The organism is Chitinophaga flava (assembly GCF_003308995.1).
Taxonomy (GTDB): domain Bacteria; phylum Bacteroidota; class Bacteroidia; order Chitinophagales; family Chitinophagaceae; genus Chitinophaga; species Chitinophaga flava.
Map to the genome: position 1 here is coordinate 3,287,434 of NZ_QFFJ01000002.1, position 18,035 is coordinate 3,305,468.

The 18,035-nt window shown below is 48.0% G+C and carries 9 protein-coding genes; all 9 read left to right on the top strand.

The features are described from left to right. Positions 1-27: 27 nt before the first annotated feature. Positions 28-6,579 carry a fibronectin type III domain-containing protein gene (locus tag DF182_RS28625; protein ID WP_161964306.1) on the top strand — a complete coding sequence of 2,184 codons (6,552 nt, stop codon included), beginning with the start codon at positions 28-30 and terminating at the stop codon, positions 6,577-6,579. Beyond that, entirely contained in the window at positions 6,579-7,643 is a 1,065-nt protein-coding gene (locus DF182_RS28630; RefSeq protein WP_113619178.1) for a hypothetical protein, read from the top strand. Before DF182_RS28625 ends, DF182_RS28630 begins: the two co-directional genes overlap by 1 nt. 127 nt (positions 7,644-7,770) lie before the next feature. Next, positions 7,771-8,307, top strand: coding sequence for a YceI family protein (locus tag DF182_RS28635; protein WP_113619179.1), 537 nt, complete (start codon positions 7,771-7,773; stop codon positions 8,305-8,307). 5 nt (positions 8,308-8,312) lie between these two features. Then, positions 8,313-8,723, top strand: coding sequence for a hypothetical protein (locus DF182_RS28640; RefSeq protein ID WP_113619180.1), 411 nt, complete (start codon positions 8,313-8,315; stop codon positions 8,721-8,723). An 81-nt stretch (positions 8,724-8,804) separates the two neighbouring features. Continuing rightward, positions 8,805-9,230: a hypothetical protein gene (locus tag DF182_RS28645; protein WP_113619181.1), complete on the top strand. Its 426-nt coding sequence runs from the start codon at positions 8,805-8,807 to the stop codon at positions 9,228-9,230. Between the two features lie 48 nt (positions 9,231-9,278). Next, positions 9,279-14,303 (top strand): DUF4132 domain-containing protein, encoded by a 5,025-nt coding sequence (locus DF182_RS28650; RefSeq protein WP_113619182.1) that lies wholly within the window; start codon positions 9,279-9,281, stop codon positions 14,301-14,303. Positions 14,304-14,445: 142 nt separating this feature from the next. Continuing rightward, positions 14,446-14,928 (top strand): hypothetical protein, encoded by a 483-nt coding sequence (locus tag DF182_RS28655; RefSeq protein ID WP_113619183.1) that lies wholly within the window; start codon positions 14,446-14,448, stop codon positions 14,926-14,928. A 25-nt stretch (positions 14,929-14,953) separates the two neighbouring features. Then, on the top strand, positions 14,954-15,559 hold the full coding sequence (locus DF182_RS28660; RefSeq protein WP_113619757.1) for a pseudouridine synthase: 606 nt from the start codon (positions 14,954-14,956) through the stop codon (positions 15,557-15,559). Between the two features lie 95 nt (positions 15,560-15,654). Beyond that, positions 15,655-17,958: a family 20 glycosylhydrolase gene (locus DF182_RS28665; RefSeq protein WP_113619184.1), complete on the top strand. Its 2,304-nt coding sequence runs from the start codon at positions 15,655-15,657 to the stop codon at positions 17,956-17,958. Positions 17,959-18,035 lie beyond the last annotated feature (77 nt).

Below are 18,035 nucleotides of genomic sequence, written 5' to 3' on the forward strand. Positions count from 1 at the left end.
CTGTTATGTATGACGCTTTTGATGTTCATGCAAAAGCCGACCCACGCCCAACAGTATCCTGTTACTGCCAGCACACAGATCATTCCTCCTTACAGTGTATATCTGCCGGACTATGCAGTGCCAGGCAGTGACAAGCTACGGGTGATACTGGTACAGAACGACCTGACCAAGCCCTCTTACGACGTGCGGCTGCAGATGACCGTGGAGCGCAACGGCACGCTGATCATGCGAACAGCACCGGCGTTTAATCCACGCCCGCTGACACTCAGTGCCGGCGTGCCCACCATCATCAGCGGGGCCGACCTGGCGGATTATCTCAACACCAATAATATAGAGTTCAGCGGTGGTTTTAGCCGGGACAGCTACGAGCGTACCCGCTCCCTGCCGGAAGGTTCCTACCGCATTACCTTCACAGCTTTTGATTACCGCCGTCCGCAGGTACAGGTAAGTAACACCGGCGCCAATATCTTTTTCTTCCAGAAAAATGACCCGCCGCTGCTGAACATGCCTATCTGCGGCAGCCGCGTGGAGAAAAGAGATCCGCAGTTCCTGACATTCAGCTGGAGCAGTCGCAATACGCCCAACCCACTGGAAGGAGGCGGCACAGAATATATCTTCTCTCTCTATGAAATAAAACCCAAAAACAGCAACCCCGATTATATCGTCCGCAGCACCCGCCCGATCTATACCATCACCACCGAACAGAATACCATCGCCTACGGCCCTGGAGAACCGGCGCTGACAGACAGTATGGAGTACGTATGGATCGTACAGGCACGCGACAAGAGCGGCCGTGATATGTTCAGCAATCAGGGACTGAGCCAGAGTTGCCGGTTTACCTACCTGGGCAACAATCCTTTTGAAACTAACAAAATTGGTAAACCCACCCTTTCTGGTCAGGCTACCGGTGAAAGAACGATCAGACTTTCCTGGCAACTGGCTCCTGATAATGTGAATTATAGGGTAGATGCCTACCGCGTACAATACCGCGCCGCCAAAAAAGACGGTGTGGAATATGACTGGCGTACAGCTGAATCTCCGCGTGATACCGTCCTTAATGTAAACAGTCTCGAGCCGGGCCGCAGCTACGAAGCCCGCCTGCAATGGCTCGTAGCCGGCGTGTACGGCCCCTTCAGCGACATAGTAACGGTAACGACTAAACCCTCCCGCACTTTCACCTGCGGTGATCCGGCATTATTGCAGACACCACAGAATAGTACACCACTACCTACAGCCATGGCCGGTAGTATCTTCCGTATCGGCCACTTCGATGTGATGCTCACTGAGGTGACTGGTGGCGATGGCGTTTTCAGCGGCCGCGGTAAAGTGATTACACCTGGCTTTGGCACCGGTATGCTGCTGCAGTTCAACAGGATATCTGTAAATACTGACCTGGTAGTGACCCGCGGTGAGATGCAGGCCGTAACAGACGGTATCGACAAATTCGTAAGTGACGCTGTTAAACATCAACGTGGCGGCGACGAAGTAGGGCAGGTGAAAACCGGAGACCTCGTTCCGGACATCACTACCAAACTGCATCTGTTCACCAAAGAAAACATTGTAGTAGACACCGACAAAGGCACCATCACCCTGAAGGATTCCAATACCGGACAGGAGGAAGTGATCAACTATAAAGAGAAAGGAAAAACTTTGCCGCTGGTAATAGAAGATACTGATGGTAACCTTTATAATGTCGATAAAAGTGGTAAGGTAACGTCAGCGGGTACACGTGATAAAGGACTCGCAGGCAACCCGGAAGCACTGGCAGCTTTGAAAAAACTGGACCTGAGCAACGGTATGATCACCTTCTCAGTGAAAGACAGCAAATATGCCTTCGACAGCTGGAAAGACAGCTACTTTGGTAAACCGGTGCTCGACAGTAGTTATGAAAAACTGGCCGATGGCCGTTATCGCGTAAGTGCTAAAGCCATCGTTCCGGGTGAGCAGGATCAGGTGATCGCTACATTGGTCAATACAAAAGACATCGACAGAAGTAAAATAAAGTTTGTAAGTGGCAAGGGTATTGTCTATCCTGCCGATTCCACTAAAGATGGTTTTGTTATCACGCTGACTGGCGGCCCTGCCAGCGATGCGCAGGAAGTGTATGCCGTATACACCAAAGGCGGTAAATACATCAGCATGGGTAAACTGCTGGTGGCCAGTTATGCGCCCAAACAAAAACGAGTGGTACTGGTGCCGGTAGGTTACAGCACTGATGTGCCGGTAGATGCCATCAGCAAAGCCCTGAAAGATGCTTATGAAAAGATTGGTGTCACCTATACGGTGGTAAAAGATGAAAGCTTCCGCGCTAATAAAGACTGGGACCGGAACAAGGATACCATACTGCAGGACAGCAAAAGTGGTTTCCTGGGCAATGGTTTCACCGGTGAGGAAAAAGCCATGCGCAAGGCTTACAGCAAAAATCACGATATAGATAAAGATGCCACTTACTTGTTTGTGGTCAATGAAGTTGCGTTGACAGATGGTGACCTGTTGGGTAAAATGCCCCGTCAGAGTCAGTTCGGTTTCATCTTCACAAAAAATGCCACTCCGGAAAATATCGCCCGCACTGTAGCACACGAAACCGGCCACGGCGCCTTTACGCTGGAACATACGTTCAGCGCAGGTATCGGACTGGATAAAGGTAGCACCGACAACCTCATGGATTACAATAATGGCTACAGTCTGTTGAAATACCAGTGGGACGTAGTACATGACCCGGGCCATGTATGGGGCATTTTTGAGAATGAGGAGGAACAGGAAAGTATAGGCTTCGATAGTATCGGTGTATTTAAAGACCTGAGAAATGAGGCGACCAACACCTATACATTTATCACACCGGCAGGGACCTACATCACTTTACCGGCCACAGCTTCCAACCTGAAATTCTCTACGCTGGACAGAACTTTCTATAAACTGAATGGCGTAGTGAATACTAATCAGCCATCAGAAGATCTTATGCCATTGGGCGCTTTGTTGTCCTTTAGTCTTAATGAAAAGACATATACGGCTGATTTTAAGGGAAAAACATTTAATGGCTATGGTATAGGTGGCAAAGACTTCTATGAAGATGTGTATACCGGCCAGGAGCACCCCAGAAGCGGTATTGCCGTGTTTATGGGAGTAGGAGAAGATCCGGTGACAAGGGACCGCAGGTTTATTTCCTATGCTTCCAGATTCGGTGCATTACAGGCCACTATCAGTGTACCATCTACCTATTATGGTGCAGGTACCTTTAACAATAATCTGGCGGTTACAGATATCAATTTCATTGATGCCTTCCTGAATATGGAAGAGATGCTGAAAAGCAAAGCCGGCGAAAACAAATTGCTGGTATTGCCGATGAAGAATCTGTATCTGACTAATGCCAAAACAACATTCCCTTATAAAGGCGGCCAGACCGTCAACATCACGGAGTTCCTGTTGAGTGTACTCGCTCCCGACAGTCCGGTAAAAGACTATATCACCTTCTATACAGTGGCCAACTTCAAAGCCAATGAGCTGGAAGGGTTTAAAGACTGTATGGGAATGGGGATCCGGATAGAGGACTTTATTCAGTCTTATCGCAAAATGCAGCTGCAGACAGTTGATCCGTCTTATGGGCCGCGGGTGTTTGCAAAAGTGAAAGAGCTGACGATGACAGAGCTGGCGATGGCTGCAAAAAGCAATGTCAATCTGGTGACGGACCTGCATACAGCAGTCCTGGCCGGTAAATCAGCTGCTGATATTCATACCATTCTGGTCAATAATTACAGCAAGTGTGCAATGAATGCGCTGGAGCTGAAAGACAGGTTGTACATTCTGAATCAGCTGCTTGGAAAGGTAATGAACAATGATCTGTGGTATACGGATCCACACTGGTATACTTCCAATGATGGTTATTTCATTGTAAGGGATCTGCTGCAGACGACTCCGCAGAAAGACCAGCTGGAAATACTGAAGAATGGATTGATGGCCAACAATTATCAATGGCTGCGCACTTTATGGAGAGAAGGCAATAAATGGCTGAATGGCGTAGGGTACGATGATGTAAGGGGAGTTTTTGATCTGATCAACCCATGGGTGCTGGAGAACTATGCTGAGCTGGGCATTCAGCCGACTCAGAAAACAAGTACTGACCAGATGAGCGGTATGGGCCCTGTAAAATATTATCCCGGAGAAGAGGAGTTTTTGATAGGTGCAAAACCTGTAGAGCTGTACCATGTCAACAAGTTTTTTGACTACTGGACAGATTACAGCGGAACCACAGCGGAATTCAATGATAACGGAAAAGTAGTGCTGGCGCAGGAATATACAATGCGGGAATTACCCAATACTTTCCTGGATAAATTACTGGACGAGGCACCCCGTAATACCATCGTGAAAGTAGAACTGAACGAAGCCTTTAATCCGCTGGAACCGGTAACGATCACGGCTGTACGTAATTTCTATGAGAATGGATTTGAGATAGGAAAACGTCATGTTGTGCCTGCCTATATGGCCATGGTGTATGATACTGATGTGAAAAGAACTTTGAAAAGCAGAGCGATCAGGGAAGTCCTTGATTTTGTGGCGGTAGCAACAGCAGTATTGGCCGCTCCGGAAACAGGTGGTGGTTCCCTGGCGGCTTATTCGGCTTTTGCCATAAGGGCGGCCGCAGTAATCAGCTCCACAGATGTGTTAATACAGCGGTCAAGGAATGATCTCACACCTGCCAATTATGACAAGTATAAGGGCTTCTATGAGAGATGGGATATGGTGAAAGCCGCTTCCGATTATACGTCATTAATGGCAGCCGGAGCCAACGGATTGGCCTGGGGGGCCAGTAAGCTGAGAGGTTTCCAGTTATTTAACCGTACGATCGCAGAGGTAGGGCCTGTACTGGATGGTACACCAACGGCTTTAGGGGACTTGTCAAATGGATGGAGTACCATCAGAAATATTCCAAAAGACCCACCTCCCGGCGGTTGGGGCTTCTCGTTGGATAATTCCAGGCTGTTTAATAAAGCGTCCGGACTGAAGCTGGAAGGTGTAGCTGGGCAGGCAAAGATGGCCAGAGTAGCAGGTTTTGCTGAAGAAGCGCATGTAAATGCGTTCTTCTCCATGGGTGCAAGAGAAGGAGGGGTGGCAGAAGATTGGGTGATGATGTCTGAGCCGGGCAGCAAGTTGCTTGTTTCGAAGGCTGGCGTTCTCACAAAATATGTAGATGAAGTTGGAGATGCAGTCGGTGAAGTAACTGGAACAATGATAGGTAAAGGAGAGCTGGTGGAAACAGCAGGCGGGATGCGGGTAACGGTCGCTAATGGGCAGGGAGGTGAAAGCGTGGGTACGCTGACACCAACCATTTACAATGGTACCGCCACTGTTACCGGTTACGCTATCGCAGGATCTGCTTCAAACGGCATGGCTGATATCCTGGTGGCAACAAGGCCCAACTATGCGCCACAGCTGCTGTATGCTTCTGCCAAAGCATATGAGCTGATACTCACAAAGGTGAAGGAACAAGGAAAGTGTATCGCCTGTAAACGTTTTACAGAAGAGATCTGTAAGAAGTTTGATGCGCTTTATAAGAAAGCCGGAATTACCAACAGTGGAGGAATCCGTGAATTGTGTGCGAGGTTGAATCCCAAAAATGTGAGTAGCGTGCTGGATTACCTGCTGGCTATGCCACTGACAGATCTGACCTCCTTCCTGGGAGACATTAATGTAACATCTGATAATACAAATCATATCAGTCAGCATGTGGAAGAGCTGGACACCCAGTTACTGGAAGCCTGGATGGTGGTGGCTACAGCCAGAAGAGAAGTATCGGTCAACTATCAGGCCGACTTCCCCGCACTGAAAGAAGTTAAACTGGCCAGGGCATCATCCAGCTTCATGACCAACATTGGCCAGGACGAAGGTTTTATTGAAGCGTTGTCTCCCATAAAAGGAATGCCATGTAAGACCTGTAAAAATCCGTCCAAACCAATTAATCAGTATCTGAGTGAGTATGTCAAGGATTTCAAGTATTTTTCGGATAATTATAATTTCGAAGGGCTCTGGAAGGATCTGAAACAAGACTGGGTTGGTATTGTGTATGGCGCAGCTTTTCAGTTACGTGTCCTGAGAGCCCATCCCGAACTGTTTAATGGTAATGTCGTTTTTGACGCAAACCTGGATGAGACAGAAGATGGACTTGAAGGAGATGACGCGGATGGAGGAACGAGAACCAAATGTCGTTTTGATATCAAAGTCACTACACCCACGGGTATCAAATACATGGAATTTAAGAGCTGGGGCGCCAGTACCTTGAGAGACTTTTTAGCGAGTGCCAGCAAACGATCTCAATTTGAGAAACAGTTAGGCGTTTATCTCAAAAATGTGAGTAGTCTGAATCAGTTGTCCTGTATTTTTGATTCCAAAAAACTTACACTCGATAAGGCAAAAGGAGTGGTACAGGCGGCATTCAGAGACCGGTTCGCTGAATGGTACGATAGTGATGACAGTGGCCTGGGAGATACAAAAATGCAACAGCTGTTTGGTCTGAATAAAAGGGCTTTTCAAGCTGCTATAAATGACCTTAACAGTCCGATTTATCAATTCGTCATAATATTATAATGTTTATATTAAAAGAGCAACTAAAAGGATATACAGTTAAGAATGATAGCAGAGACGAGCTCTATTATCGTCATCATAAATCAGTGTTTTCACTGAACAAAGAGGGTTTGGACGTAAGGAAACTACAGGATAATGTTTCCAATTACAGCAAAATTTTCCGGTATCAGGATGCTTACCTGTTTAATTGCAACGGGGAGCTGCTGATGGTTGCTGTTGATGGAACAGAAACCAGATTGGGGAAAGAGCTGTATCCTGCCATGATACAGGAAACGAACATCATTGTTACCAGTCAGGCCGGCCCGGAAGATACACTCGCCAGAATAGATGCGGCAGGAAATGTCCGTTGGGAAGTGCCGGTGTCTCTGGGTAATCAGCACTTGCAGTATAAGGATATGCTGTACTATATACGGATTGATGATGTGTATAAGGTGAGAACAAGTATCATTAATAAAATGTCTCTGGACAATGGTGAATATAATGTGCTCATTGATTTTAATGATTATTACCGGGGAGATTTGGTTGGAGTGAATGCTCCGCCAGATACCTTTTATGAGCTGATAACCGTTGATGATGCAGCGATCGTGGCGATGGTAAATAATCGGAGGATCGTATCTGTAGACGTAAATACCGGAGAAATAAGGTGGGAAACGGATCAGTTGACGGATATGAATGGAGGTGTTTTAGAATATTTTGTTTCGGCGCCCATACCTGGCGGGATGTACAATGGTAAAAGATACATTCTCCAGGGTTCCGTTTTTGCCTGTCTGGATATACAGCAAAAGAAGCTTGTTCAGCGTCGGTTTAAGTTGAGTGGTACACATACCAGGGAAATATTTGTTTTTGACTGCAGGATAGAGGGCTCATGGCTGTATTTTGCCGGTAGGGAAGGAGCAGGAGCCCTGGACCGCATCGGTATCTTCGATATTGAAAAAGAGGCCGTCATCTGGGATGCAGTTCTGCCTGTGGCTCCCGGCGCCACTTTAAGGGCGGCCCCCTATGGCAGCGGTCAGCATATATTTGCCAACGACAGCAACAATATCCTCTACATCTACGAACGGACCTGAGCAGCTCTTGTCATTTAATGGGGTACATTTGTAATGTAAACAGACAACCTGGTAACCTTCCGGTAACCTTCTTCCGGCGGCGCCAGGTTGGCCTTATCTTTGCCTGCAAACTATCAAACTGTTACAAATGAAAAAGATCCTCTATCCGGCGGTAGCGCTGCTGGTGCTCGTGACGGCAGCATTTACCTTTATTACCGCACAGAACTGGAAAATCAACAATGGTTATTCCGTCAAATTTGAAGGCAAATATGCCGATGGCGCCTTTGAATCGATGAAAGGAATGGTTGTTTTTGATGAAAAAGACCTTGCTGCTGCCAAATTTGATGTACAGATAGATGTAGCTTCCATCAATACCGGCAACGGCCTTAAAAACAGGCATGCCCGCAGCGAAAAATGGTTCGATGCAGAGAAATACCCTTATATTCATTTCGTATCGTCTGAAGTGGTAAAGACGGCCACAGGCTATGATGCCAAAGGCACCCTGGATATGCACGGAATAAAGAAACCCTTTACCATCCCCTTTACCTTCGTCCGGAATGGCGATAAAGGTGTTTTTCATGGCGAATTCAAGGTGAACCGTGGGGACTTCGGTATTACAACACCCCGTGGTGATGAGTCTGATTATACCCATCTTACAGTAACCGTTCCCGTTACCGCTAAATAATACCCATGCGCCCTCAGCTTTTTTGGGTGGGTATAGCCGCCGGCGTTATCTCGGCCGTTCTTTCCCTGATATATGCAGCTGTTTATCAGACGGCGCTGGGAGCGGACTTCTCCGCGGTAGTTCCGGTGGCGGCCGTGGCCAGCGCCAATATTGCCGCCGGAGTCCTGATGATGCTGGCTTACTGGTTATGGGAACGCTGGTGTCAGGGAAAAGCGGTTCCTGTTTTTAATGTAATACTGATCTTTGTTTCCCTGCTGAGCAGCGCTATCCCTTTGGCTGTGAGCCTGCCCCTGAATATACCGGCGCCAGAACTGTTCCCTGGAATGGTTGTGCCTATGCATCTCTTCCCGGTGCTTGTATGGCTGGGACTTCAACCATTACTATCTGATAAGAACCGCACCAGTGGCGGAAGATAAATTTTTATAAATACGAATAATTATTGACAGGGTATTCCTATATTCGCTCTTCATTTGTTTGTAAACCGGAAAGCATACCGAATGGACCTGATTATAAATGCAAAGCAAGCCGGCAGAAAACATGCGTTGATAGAGAAACAAAAGATTGTCATTGATGATTTACCGTATTCCCCGTCTCTCCGTGTTTTGTTGAATGCCGTCGTAAAACAGCAGGTAACTGCTTACAACGATAAACCTTTAGAGAAAAACCTGTTGCCTTTTCTCTCCAATGAACAGATCGACAGTCAGACCAATACAGGAAAAGTGGGTTTTGGCTCCATCTACAATGAAAACAAGGCTAACCTGGCCAAAGCACAGGAGGTTGCCCTGCAAGCCTATGAAGATGGACTGTTCGCTGTTTTTGCTGATGAGGAAGAGTTACAGGGCCTGGATCATATCTTTGTACTAAAGCCGGAAACTGTCATCACCTTTATCCGGTTGACCTTCCTGGCCGGTAGCTACTGGTAATGCCAACATGATTTTTTTAACCCGTTTACCATATTAATTTGTTTAGCCATGGACGTGAAAGAGTTCCTGAAGACCAGGATCATACCCCATCACATGACCAATGTAATCACCGCGCTGAAAGCCGTTTTTACAGGAGAAACCACTGATCCGCTTCTGACGCGGGAAACCGCGGAAATCGCGCTGATTGTACTAAATGAAGTATTGGCCGATAAGGATGAAAATAATCCCTACTACCGTAATAGAAGTATTACCTATAAAGACCAGCGGTATCTCAGAATTGAAGAACTGATAAAAGACCGTTCCTGGGACACTGCCGAAGGCTTCAACCTCCTGGTGTATCTTTTTGGAAAGGAGAGGGCTGCCTATGTAAAATATGCATGGGACATGGTTCCGCAACGGATGTACCAGCGGGGCTATACCCGTCGTTCCTTCCGTGCACCTATGGATCCGGAAGTGTATTTTGTACTGCAACTGGAGTTTCTGTACCATGTCATCCCACAGTCCTGTGTGACAGAATACTATCCTAAAATGACATATACCAGCTACGACCTGAGTCTGGAAGAACAGGTCCGCTATGATCATCATCTTGGCAGTAATGATCTGTATAGGATATGGGCGGCAGCTATAGACCTGGGTAATGAGTCCCTGTTGAAGGTATGTGAAGACATCGTCTTTAACAAAGATCCGGAAGGAAAGGTGACCCGCAACCTTATCAAGGCGCTGCTTAATACGGAGAAACCAGCCGCGTGGGAACTGGTAGAAAAGCTGCTGCTGGCAGCCCAGCGCCAGGAAGGCCTGCGGCAGATCATCCTGGAATCACTGGACGAAACTTCCCTCGGGGCCATGAAACATATGCTGAAGGTGGTTCTCGACAATAAACTCACCCGCTTCTCTTCCGTAGTCCGTGCACTCGATGTATGGGCCGGACTTTACTGGGATTCGGAAAAAGAAAGTACCATACGGACTTTCCTCGAAAGAGCCAGCGAGTACCTCGAAACACCGGAAAAAATCCTGCCGGCCCTGTTAAGTAAAAATAACACAGACGTATATATGGCGCTCTGGGCTCAGGGTGTTATCAACGTGGCAGAAGCCCGCCCGATGGTATTTGAGCTGCTGGCGAAAGGAAACGTGGAAAAACGTTGCCTCGCCCTGAAGTTCGCCTACGAAACAAAATACTATAACATCGACATGCCTGCGGCCTATGAGGCCCTGCTCGACGAGGATCTGGCCGTAAATGCCAGGGCGCTGACCATCATCAACGAAAATGGTAACGCTGCTCATTTCGATCAGCATCTGCCCGCAATGTTTGACCGGCTGCATGCGCTTGTACAACGGGCACCGGAGAAAGAGAAAGTGTTTGAAGGAGTCGTGTTCTCCTGGATGAATTTCAAATTCGACCGTAATAACGTGCTCGATGCCATGATCAATTTCATCTGTAATAAACAGGAAAGGCTGGATATCGTACTGGGTTATTTTGACGGCATGAGCCTGAGTCTGCGTGAGCAGTTGTCCAGAAAACTGCTAAAAGGATATTCGCCTTACGGTGGGCAGCATGATAATACAGGCGACCCTCTTACGCCTTTCCAGCGCAACTTTGCGATGCGCTTGCTGAAAGACAGAGGTGAGTATGTGGTTAATATTGCCTTTAATGCATTGCAGAAAGAGATGTTTACAGTCGAAGAAATGGAAACGTTTATCGACATCCTCAAACGTAAAGGCGCCGGAGTTCGTAGCAAAGCGATTGAAATGGTGTTGCGCCAACAGGATACCATAGTAACGGCAGTAACGGAAAAACTATTACAGGGTGATGGAGAACAGCGCCTTGGCGGTCTGGATATTGCCTTGCGTCTTCAGAAGGATAATCGCCTGCAAATGCAGCGTACTGCATGGATTACAGCATTCAGGGAAAGAAAAAGCATCTCCCAGAAAGAAGAAATATTACTGACCCAGTTATCTGGTGAAAACAATGTACAGTCTTTTTCCAGGGAAAATGGTTTTGGCTTGTATGATCCTGCACTCATCTCCCCGGCAAAACTCCCGGCAGCAGATAAAAATGATTACTACAGCAAATGTACAGCCATCGCGCCTTATGGCTTCTCTATGTCCATTGCGGCTTTGCAGGAACAACTGATGCAGCTCAATGCGTTGCTGAAACAACATGCTGACCATGAATATGAAGTAGAAAACTATGATGGTACAAAAATTACCGTATTACTGGGTAATAACTTCCGTAATCCAATGGGATACAACCATAAGTTTGCTTCAAAGCAGGAAGAATATGTTTCCTATCCACTATCGGAAGTATGGGAAGCCTGGTATCAGCAAAGTGGGCTGACACCGCTGGACATCTTCATCTGTGCCAACTTGTTGCTGGAAGATCATGAGTTGCGGGATGAGGTACTGGGCGCATCGATCATGAAAAATTACATGCCCATGTATGAAGAGCTGATACCGGAAGAAATCAGAGGAGCCCGCCGGTATAAACATTCGGATCCATTGCTGAAAGTGATGGGAATACTGGAATTGATACACCCATTCGAAGAAAAAGATCAATATCTCCTGGGTGCCTGCAAGCAGGTATTTAATGCCCTTACACCGGAGATGCTACAGCATAGGACGAAAAAATATGATGGTGAACAGGGCTGGCAAAGCAGTAGCATATTGAACAGATTTCTGCGGGGAGTGGCCTATACCGGGCTGAAAGGCCAGCAGTTGGAAGACTACTGGAACCTTTATAACTGGCGCCAGTTTTCGGGGCTGCGGGAACAGGCAGACAGATATCTGCCACCAATGTCCGTCTTCGTAGATGCATTCCAGGCGGATATTATATCGGAAAGTGAACTATACAGAGGACTGATTGCTGCCGATAATCTCCGGTTCCTGTCAGCTGTACGGAAACCTAAGCCTAAAAAGGAACAGAACTACTTCGAGGAACATCCATCTCTGGAAGCGATGTTTGTAAAAATCAGGGAACACTTCCTGAACATAGAGCTGAAAAGGGGAGATTCTCCAACGGCTGTTACTACCATGGTACAGATGTTGGAGACCATTTATGGCGTAAAACGTTTCGCGGAGATATGGGCCGGGCTGGGCAAAACGTCGCTTAACCGTGGTTATATTTATTCCTATAACTCAGAGCCTTTAAGTAAGCAGAAAATTTTCAGTCTGTTGCTCAAACGTTGTTTCCCTTTACCGGAAGATACACAGGAGATGTTTGATGAACTGGTGAAGAAAATAAAGCTCACTGAACAGCAACTGATAGAAGCGGCCGTATATGCGCCACAGTGGCAAAAGTTTGTGAGTCAGCACCTCGGCTGGAAAGGTCTGGACTCCGCTATCTGGTGGATGCACGCCCATACCAAATCTGCTGGCAATGAACAGAATGCAGAAGCTGAAAGCGAGATCGCCCGTTATTCTGCGGTTGATTTACAGGACTTCAAAGATGGCGCCGTAGATAAAGACTGGTTCCAGAAAGCCTATAAGGAAATCGGCAAACAACGCTGGGGTATTGTATATGAGGCTGCCAAATATATCAGTGATGGTAATGCCCATCGCCGTGCGCGTTTATACGCCGACGTTATGACCGGTGAACTGAAGATCAAGGAGGTGACGCAGAAGGTGAAGGACAAACGCGACCAGGACTATCTGCGTCTCTATGGTCTTATCCCGTTGAGCAAAACCAATCCGGAAAAAGATGTGCTTGCCCGTTATGAATATCTCCAGGTGTTTAAAAAGGAGAGCAAACAGTTTGGTGCACAGAAACAGTCAAGTGAGTCGCTGGCACTGCGTATAGCCATGGAAAATCTGGCCAGGAACGCAGGCTACGCCGATCCGGTACGTCTTACCTGGGCCATGGAAACCCGTCAGGTACAAGGCATACTGTCTAAGGAAACGCAGGTACAGTACGATGATGTGCTGATCGGACTGGTGATTGATGAAGAAGGACAGGCAGATGTGGTGGCTTTCAAAGGAGATAAACAACTGAAAGCGATCCCGCCGAAATATAAGAATGATAAAAAGGTACTGGAACTGGCAGAGTTTAAAAAGACACTGCGGGAACAGTTCCGCCGCTCCCGCAAAGCGCTGGAAGATGCTATGGTACGCGGTGATGTGTTCTCTTCAGAGGAACTGAATACCCTGTTTGGTCATCCGGTGATTGCCCGCCATCTGGAAAAGCTGGTGTTTATCACGGACAACTCTCATGGTTTCTATCAGAACGGTGCTTTGTTGGATGCTAAAGGAAACACCGTTCCGTTAACAGCTGCAGACGGCATCCGTATTGCGCACAGCAGCGATCTGTATAAAGCCGGCGTGTGGAGCGACTACCAGCGTTATTGTTTTGAAAAAGAAGTACAGCAGCCGTTCAAACAGGTATTCCGTGAACTGTATGTGCCGCTGGAAGACGAGTTGAAAGCAGTGTCAGTATCCCGCCGTTATGCCGGTCATCAGGTACAGCCTACACAAACAGTGGCCCTGCTCAAAACCAGGGGTTGGAAAGTGGACTATGAAGACGGTTTGCAGAAAGTGTTTCATAAAAACGGCTTTGTAGCTAAAATATACGCCATGGCCGACTGGTTCTCACCAGCTGATGTGGAAAGCCCAACGCTGGAAACAGTGGTCTTCCATGATCTGAAAACGTACAAACCGGTTGCCTTTGAAACGATATCCCCGCTGATTTTCAGTGAGGTGATGCGTGACCTGGACCTGGTTGTCAGTGTGGCCCATGTGGGTGGGGTAGATCCGGAAGCCAGCCACTCTTCTATTGAAATGAGAAGGGTACTGCTCGAAGAAACCCTGCGCCTGTTTAAACTGAACAACGTGAAGGTGGCTGGCAGTCATGCTACCATCAAAGGAAAACTGGGTGAGTACAGTGTTCACCTGGGTAGTGCCGTGGTGCATCTGTTGCCAGGTAAATATCTTTCTATCCTGCCGGTACATTCCCAGCACAGAGGCCGTATTTTCCTCCCGTTTGTGGATGATGATCCGAAATCAGCTGAACTGATATCAAAAGTGCTGCTGCTGGCAAGGGACCACGAAATACAGGACCCAACCGTATTGGAACAGATTGCATAAATGATTTGTATATTATCTGCCCGGGGGAATGGATCGATATGGTCTGTTGCCCCGGGCTCTTTTGTAATGATCCGTTTTTTATCAGCAATATTCTGTATGTTTGGTTTTTGACCCTTAATCGCCAAGTTTAATACAGTCCTCCATGAATGGATTACAGGATGTTTCTAACGAACTGATGAACCATTTTTCCTTTATGCTGAAGTATGTGGTGGGTCTTAGAAACAATAGCACAGCGCCGCTGGATCCCCGGTTGCTGTTGGTGACTGCCTTACAACAGACGGTCCTGGATGCTGAAGGAAATGCTGGTGTTGCTGACGAATGGTTTGATCAATGTATCCGTGAAAATAACCCACGGTATGCCATATACGTAAAGGACGCATTGTATACCGGCGATAACAGACAGATACAGGGAGAAGCTTTTGTTTTTGTTATGTATGATCAGATGGTGGATAAACGTTTTATCGTTGCCCAGCCCTATGTGGCAGCTACTGCCGGACAACCGCTCCAGGAGGTAGGTACACTCGTATGGATAGGGTTGCTGTCCAACGAACCGCTGTATACCGGTAATCCCGCACTACTCCGTGTAACAGCTCCCAGGGATAAGCCATGGTGGAAATTCCGCTGAAATGTACCTATTTTGCAGCCGCATCATGGATCATCGTTATTTTCTTGTCTATAAACCGTATAAAATGGTCTCACAGTTTATCAGCCCCGACAGGGACAAGGTAAATCTGCTGGGAGACCTGGACTTCCCGTTTCCCAAAGGGACACATGCTATCGGCCGCCTGGATAACCATTCGGAAGGGCTGTTGCTGCTGACGACCAATCAGAAGGTAACCCGTTTGTTGTTTGAAGGAGAGCGCCCGCATGAACGCACCTACCTGGTAAGGGCCAAAGGCCAGATGTTACCGGAAACCCTGCAACGCCTGCAGGCCGGTGTACCTATCCTGGTGGCGGAAGATACCCATTACCTGGCCGCGCCTACCCGTGCAGTTATCGTCAACAAACCGGCCGGGCTGCAGCCTCGTCCGTCCGAACCACCAGACAAAGCGCCCCATACCTGGTTGCTCATCACGCTCACTGAAGGTAAATACCATCAGGTCCGCAAAATGTTGGGAGCTATCAACCACCGTTGCCAACGCCTGATCCGGGTGTCTATAGAAGATCTCGAACTGGGAGATATGCAGCCGGGGGAAGTGAGGGAAATAGGAGAGCAGGAGTTCTTCGGACGGTTGAAAATCAGGCAGTTTGTCTAAAATAAAATCCGAAAATGGGAATATCCCATTAGGATGCCGATACTTTTCTTGTTAGGTTTGCTTCGTTGGAAATCATGCTATAACAAGAAAATTTTATGAGAAGAGTTTTCGCACTGACGCTGTCACTGGCGTTAGGCATGGGGCTTGGCACTGCTGCCCATGCACAGGATCTGCGTTATCCGATTGTTCCTTACCCGCAACAGCTGGTCCCGATGGAGGGATCGTTTGTGATCACCGGCAGCACCCGGTTGGTCTTGCCTGCCAATACACGCCTGTTCAGCAATGAGGTGGCGCAGTTGCAATCGTTGGTACGCCAGGGTATCGGGACTACACTCAAAACCACTGCCAGTACCACTTCCGGCAATGTGATCGTTTTAAAGCAGGATCTTAGCCTCGCAGGAGAGGAAGACTACACCATGACGGTGAGCCCAAAGCAGCTGCAGATCAGCGCCAAAGCTCCGGCCGGCTTTTTCAGAGCTATCGCCACCTTACGGCAGCTGATGCCGCCGGCTATTGAAGGCCGCAGCACCGGTAGTTTGCGCGCACTAAATATCCCGGCCCTGCAACTCAACGATCATCCGGTGTACAGCTGGCGTGGCATGCACCTCGATGTATCCCGTCACTTTTTCTCTGTCAGCTATCTGAAGAAATTCATCGACCTGCTGGCCCTTTACAAAATGAATAAACTGCACCTCCACCTTACCGACGATCAGGGCTGGAGGATAGAGATCAAAAAATATCCGCTGCTCACTGAAAAGGGCGCCTGGAGAGAGTTTAACAACCAGGACTCCGTATGTATGGAGAAGGCCAAAGACAATCCCGATATGGAGATTGACAAAGAGCATATCATTCAGCGGGATGGTAAAACCCTTTACGGTGGCTTTTATACACAGGCCCAGATGAAAGACATCATCGCCTATGCCGCTGCCCGCCACGTGGAAATCATCCCGGAAATTGATATGCCGGGCCATATGATGGCAGCTATTCGCGCTTATCCCTTCCTCACCTGCGATGGTAAATCCGGATGGGGTAAGGATTTCTCCACGCCCATCTGTCCTTGCAACGAAACCACTTTCCGTTTTGCAGAAGATGTGTTCACAGAAATAGCCGCCTTGTTCCCTTCCAAATATCTGCACCTGGGTGCGGATGAAGTGGAGAAAACCAGCTGGGCTGCGTCTCCTGCCTGCACCGAAGTGATGAAAGCCAATAACCTGAAAAGCGTAGAGGAGCTGCAGAGTTATTTTGTGAAAAGGATGGAGCGGTTTTTCCATTCCAAAGGAAAAGTTCTTATCGGCTGGGATGAGATACTGGAAGGCGGTATCAGTCCTACTGCCATCCTGATGTATTGGCGCGCCTGGGTTCCGGATGCTCCTGTAAAAGCCGCCCGCCATGGTAACCAGGTAATCATGACACCTGGTAATCCGCTTTACTTTGATGCCACCCCCGACCGTAACTCCATCGGTAATGTATATCACTTTGAGCCAGTGCCAAAAGGGCTTACCGCAGAAGAAGCCAAATCCATTATGGGAGCCCAGGCCAATATCTGGACAGAATATATCCCTTCTGAAAAAAGGACCGATTATATGTTCATGCCCCGTATGACCGCGCTGGCAGAGGTATTGTGGACGCATAAAAAAGACTATGACAACTACCTTCAACGGCTAAACGTACAGTATGCGCGTCTGGACCAGCTGGGTGTACATTACCGACTGCCCGACCTGGATGGGTTTACAGAGGATAATGTGTTTGTTGACCAGGGTATGCTGGCTGTAAAAGCACCTTTAACCGGAATGACTATACGTTATACCACGGATGGTTCTATCCCTGGTATGCAATCACCCGTACTGCCTGCATCGCTGCCCATCACTACACCACAAACCATCCGGCTGGCGGCTTTCAGTCCGGCAGGTAACCGCGGTGATATCTATACGCTCCGCTACCGCCAGGAATCCTATATCAAACCGGTAACGACCAATCCTGCCAAACAGGGGCTGCAACTGGATTATTTCAAAGGTGCGTTCAAAACCACTACTAAAATCAAAGCTACTGCAGACAGCAGCATGCGGGTATCCAATGTGATCATCCCGGAAGGCTTGGGCCATGGAGATGCTTTTGGCGCTCGTTTGCAGGGATTTGTTTATGTTCCTGAAACAGCTATCTACAGTTTCTTCCTCACCTGTGATGATGGTGGCAGGCTCTATATCGGTGGCAAAGAAGTGGTCAACAACGACGGCTGGCATGCCCCGCTGCAAAAGAGTGGCCAGATAGCGTTGGAAAAAGGCTGGCATCCGCTGAAAGTGGATTTTGTGGAAGGCGGCGGCGGATACACGCTGAAGCTGGAATACAGTGTCAATGGCGGAAAACTGCAACCTATACAGAACAGCAATTTAGCACTGTGATTGATATGATACTACTGATGCTCACAGATGAGCGATGATTAAAGCGAAGAAAGGAGCGAGGAAAAACAAAAAATTGC

Excerpts from the sequence above, each read along its gene's own strand:
- DF182_RS28625 (WP_161964306.1), top strand. The coding sequence starts at position 28 with ATGCAAAAGCCGACCCACGCCCAACAGTATCCTGTTACTGCCAGCACA.
- DF182_RS28630 (WP_113619178.1), top strand. The coding sequence starts at position 6,579 with ATGTTTATATTAAAAGAGCAACTAAAAGGATATACAGTTAAGAATGAT.
- DF182_RS28635 (WP_113619179.1), top strand. The coding sequence starts at position 7,771 with ATGAAAAAGATCCTCTATCCGGCGGTAGCGCTGCTGGTGCTCGTGACG.
- DF182_RS28640 (WP_113619180.1), top strand. The coding sequence starts at position 8,313 with ATGCGCCCTCAGCTTTTTTGGGTGGGTATAGCCGCCGGCGTTATCTCG.
- DF182_RS28645 (WP_113619181.1), top strand. The coding sequence starts at position 8,805 with ATGGACCTGATTATAAATGCAAAGCAAGCCGGCAGAAAACATGCGTTG.
- DF182_RS28650 (WP_113619182.1), top strand. The coding sequence starts at position 9,279 with ATGGACGTGAAAGAGTTCCTGAAGACCAGGATCATACCCCATCACATG.
- DF182_RS28655 (WP_113619183.1), top strand. The coding sequence starts at position 14,446 with ATGAATGGATTACAGGATGTTTCTAACGAACTGATGAACCATTTTTCC.
- DF182_RS28660 (WP_113619757.1), top strand. The coding sequence starts at position 14,954 with ATGGATCATCGTTATTTTCTTGTCTATAAACCGTATAAAATGGTCTCA.
- DF182_RS28665 (WP_113619184.1), top strand. The coding sequence starts at position 15,655 with ATGAGAAGAGTTTTCGCACTGACGCTGTCACTGGCGTTAGGCATGGGG.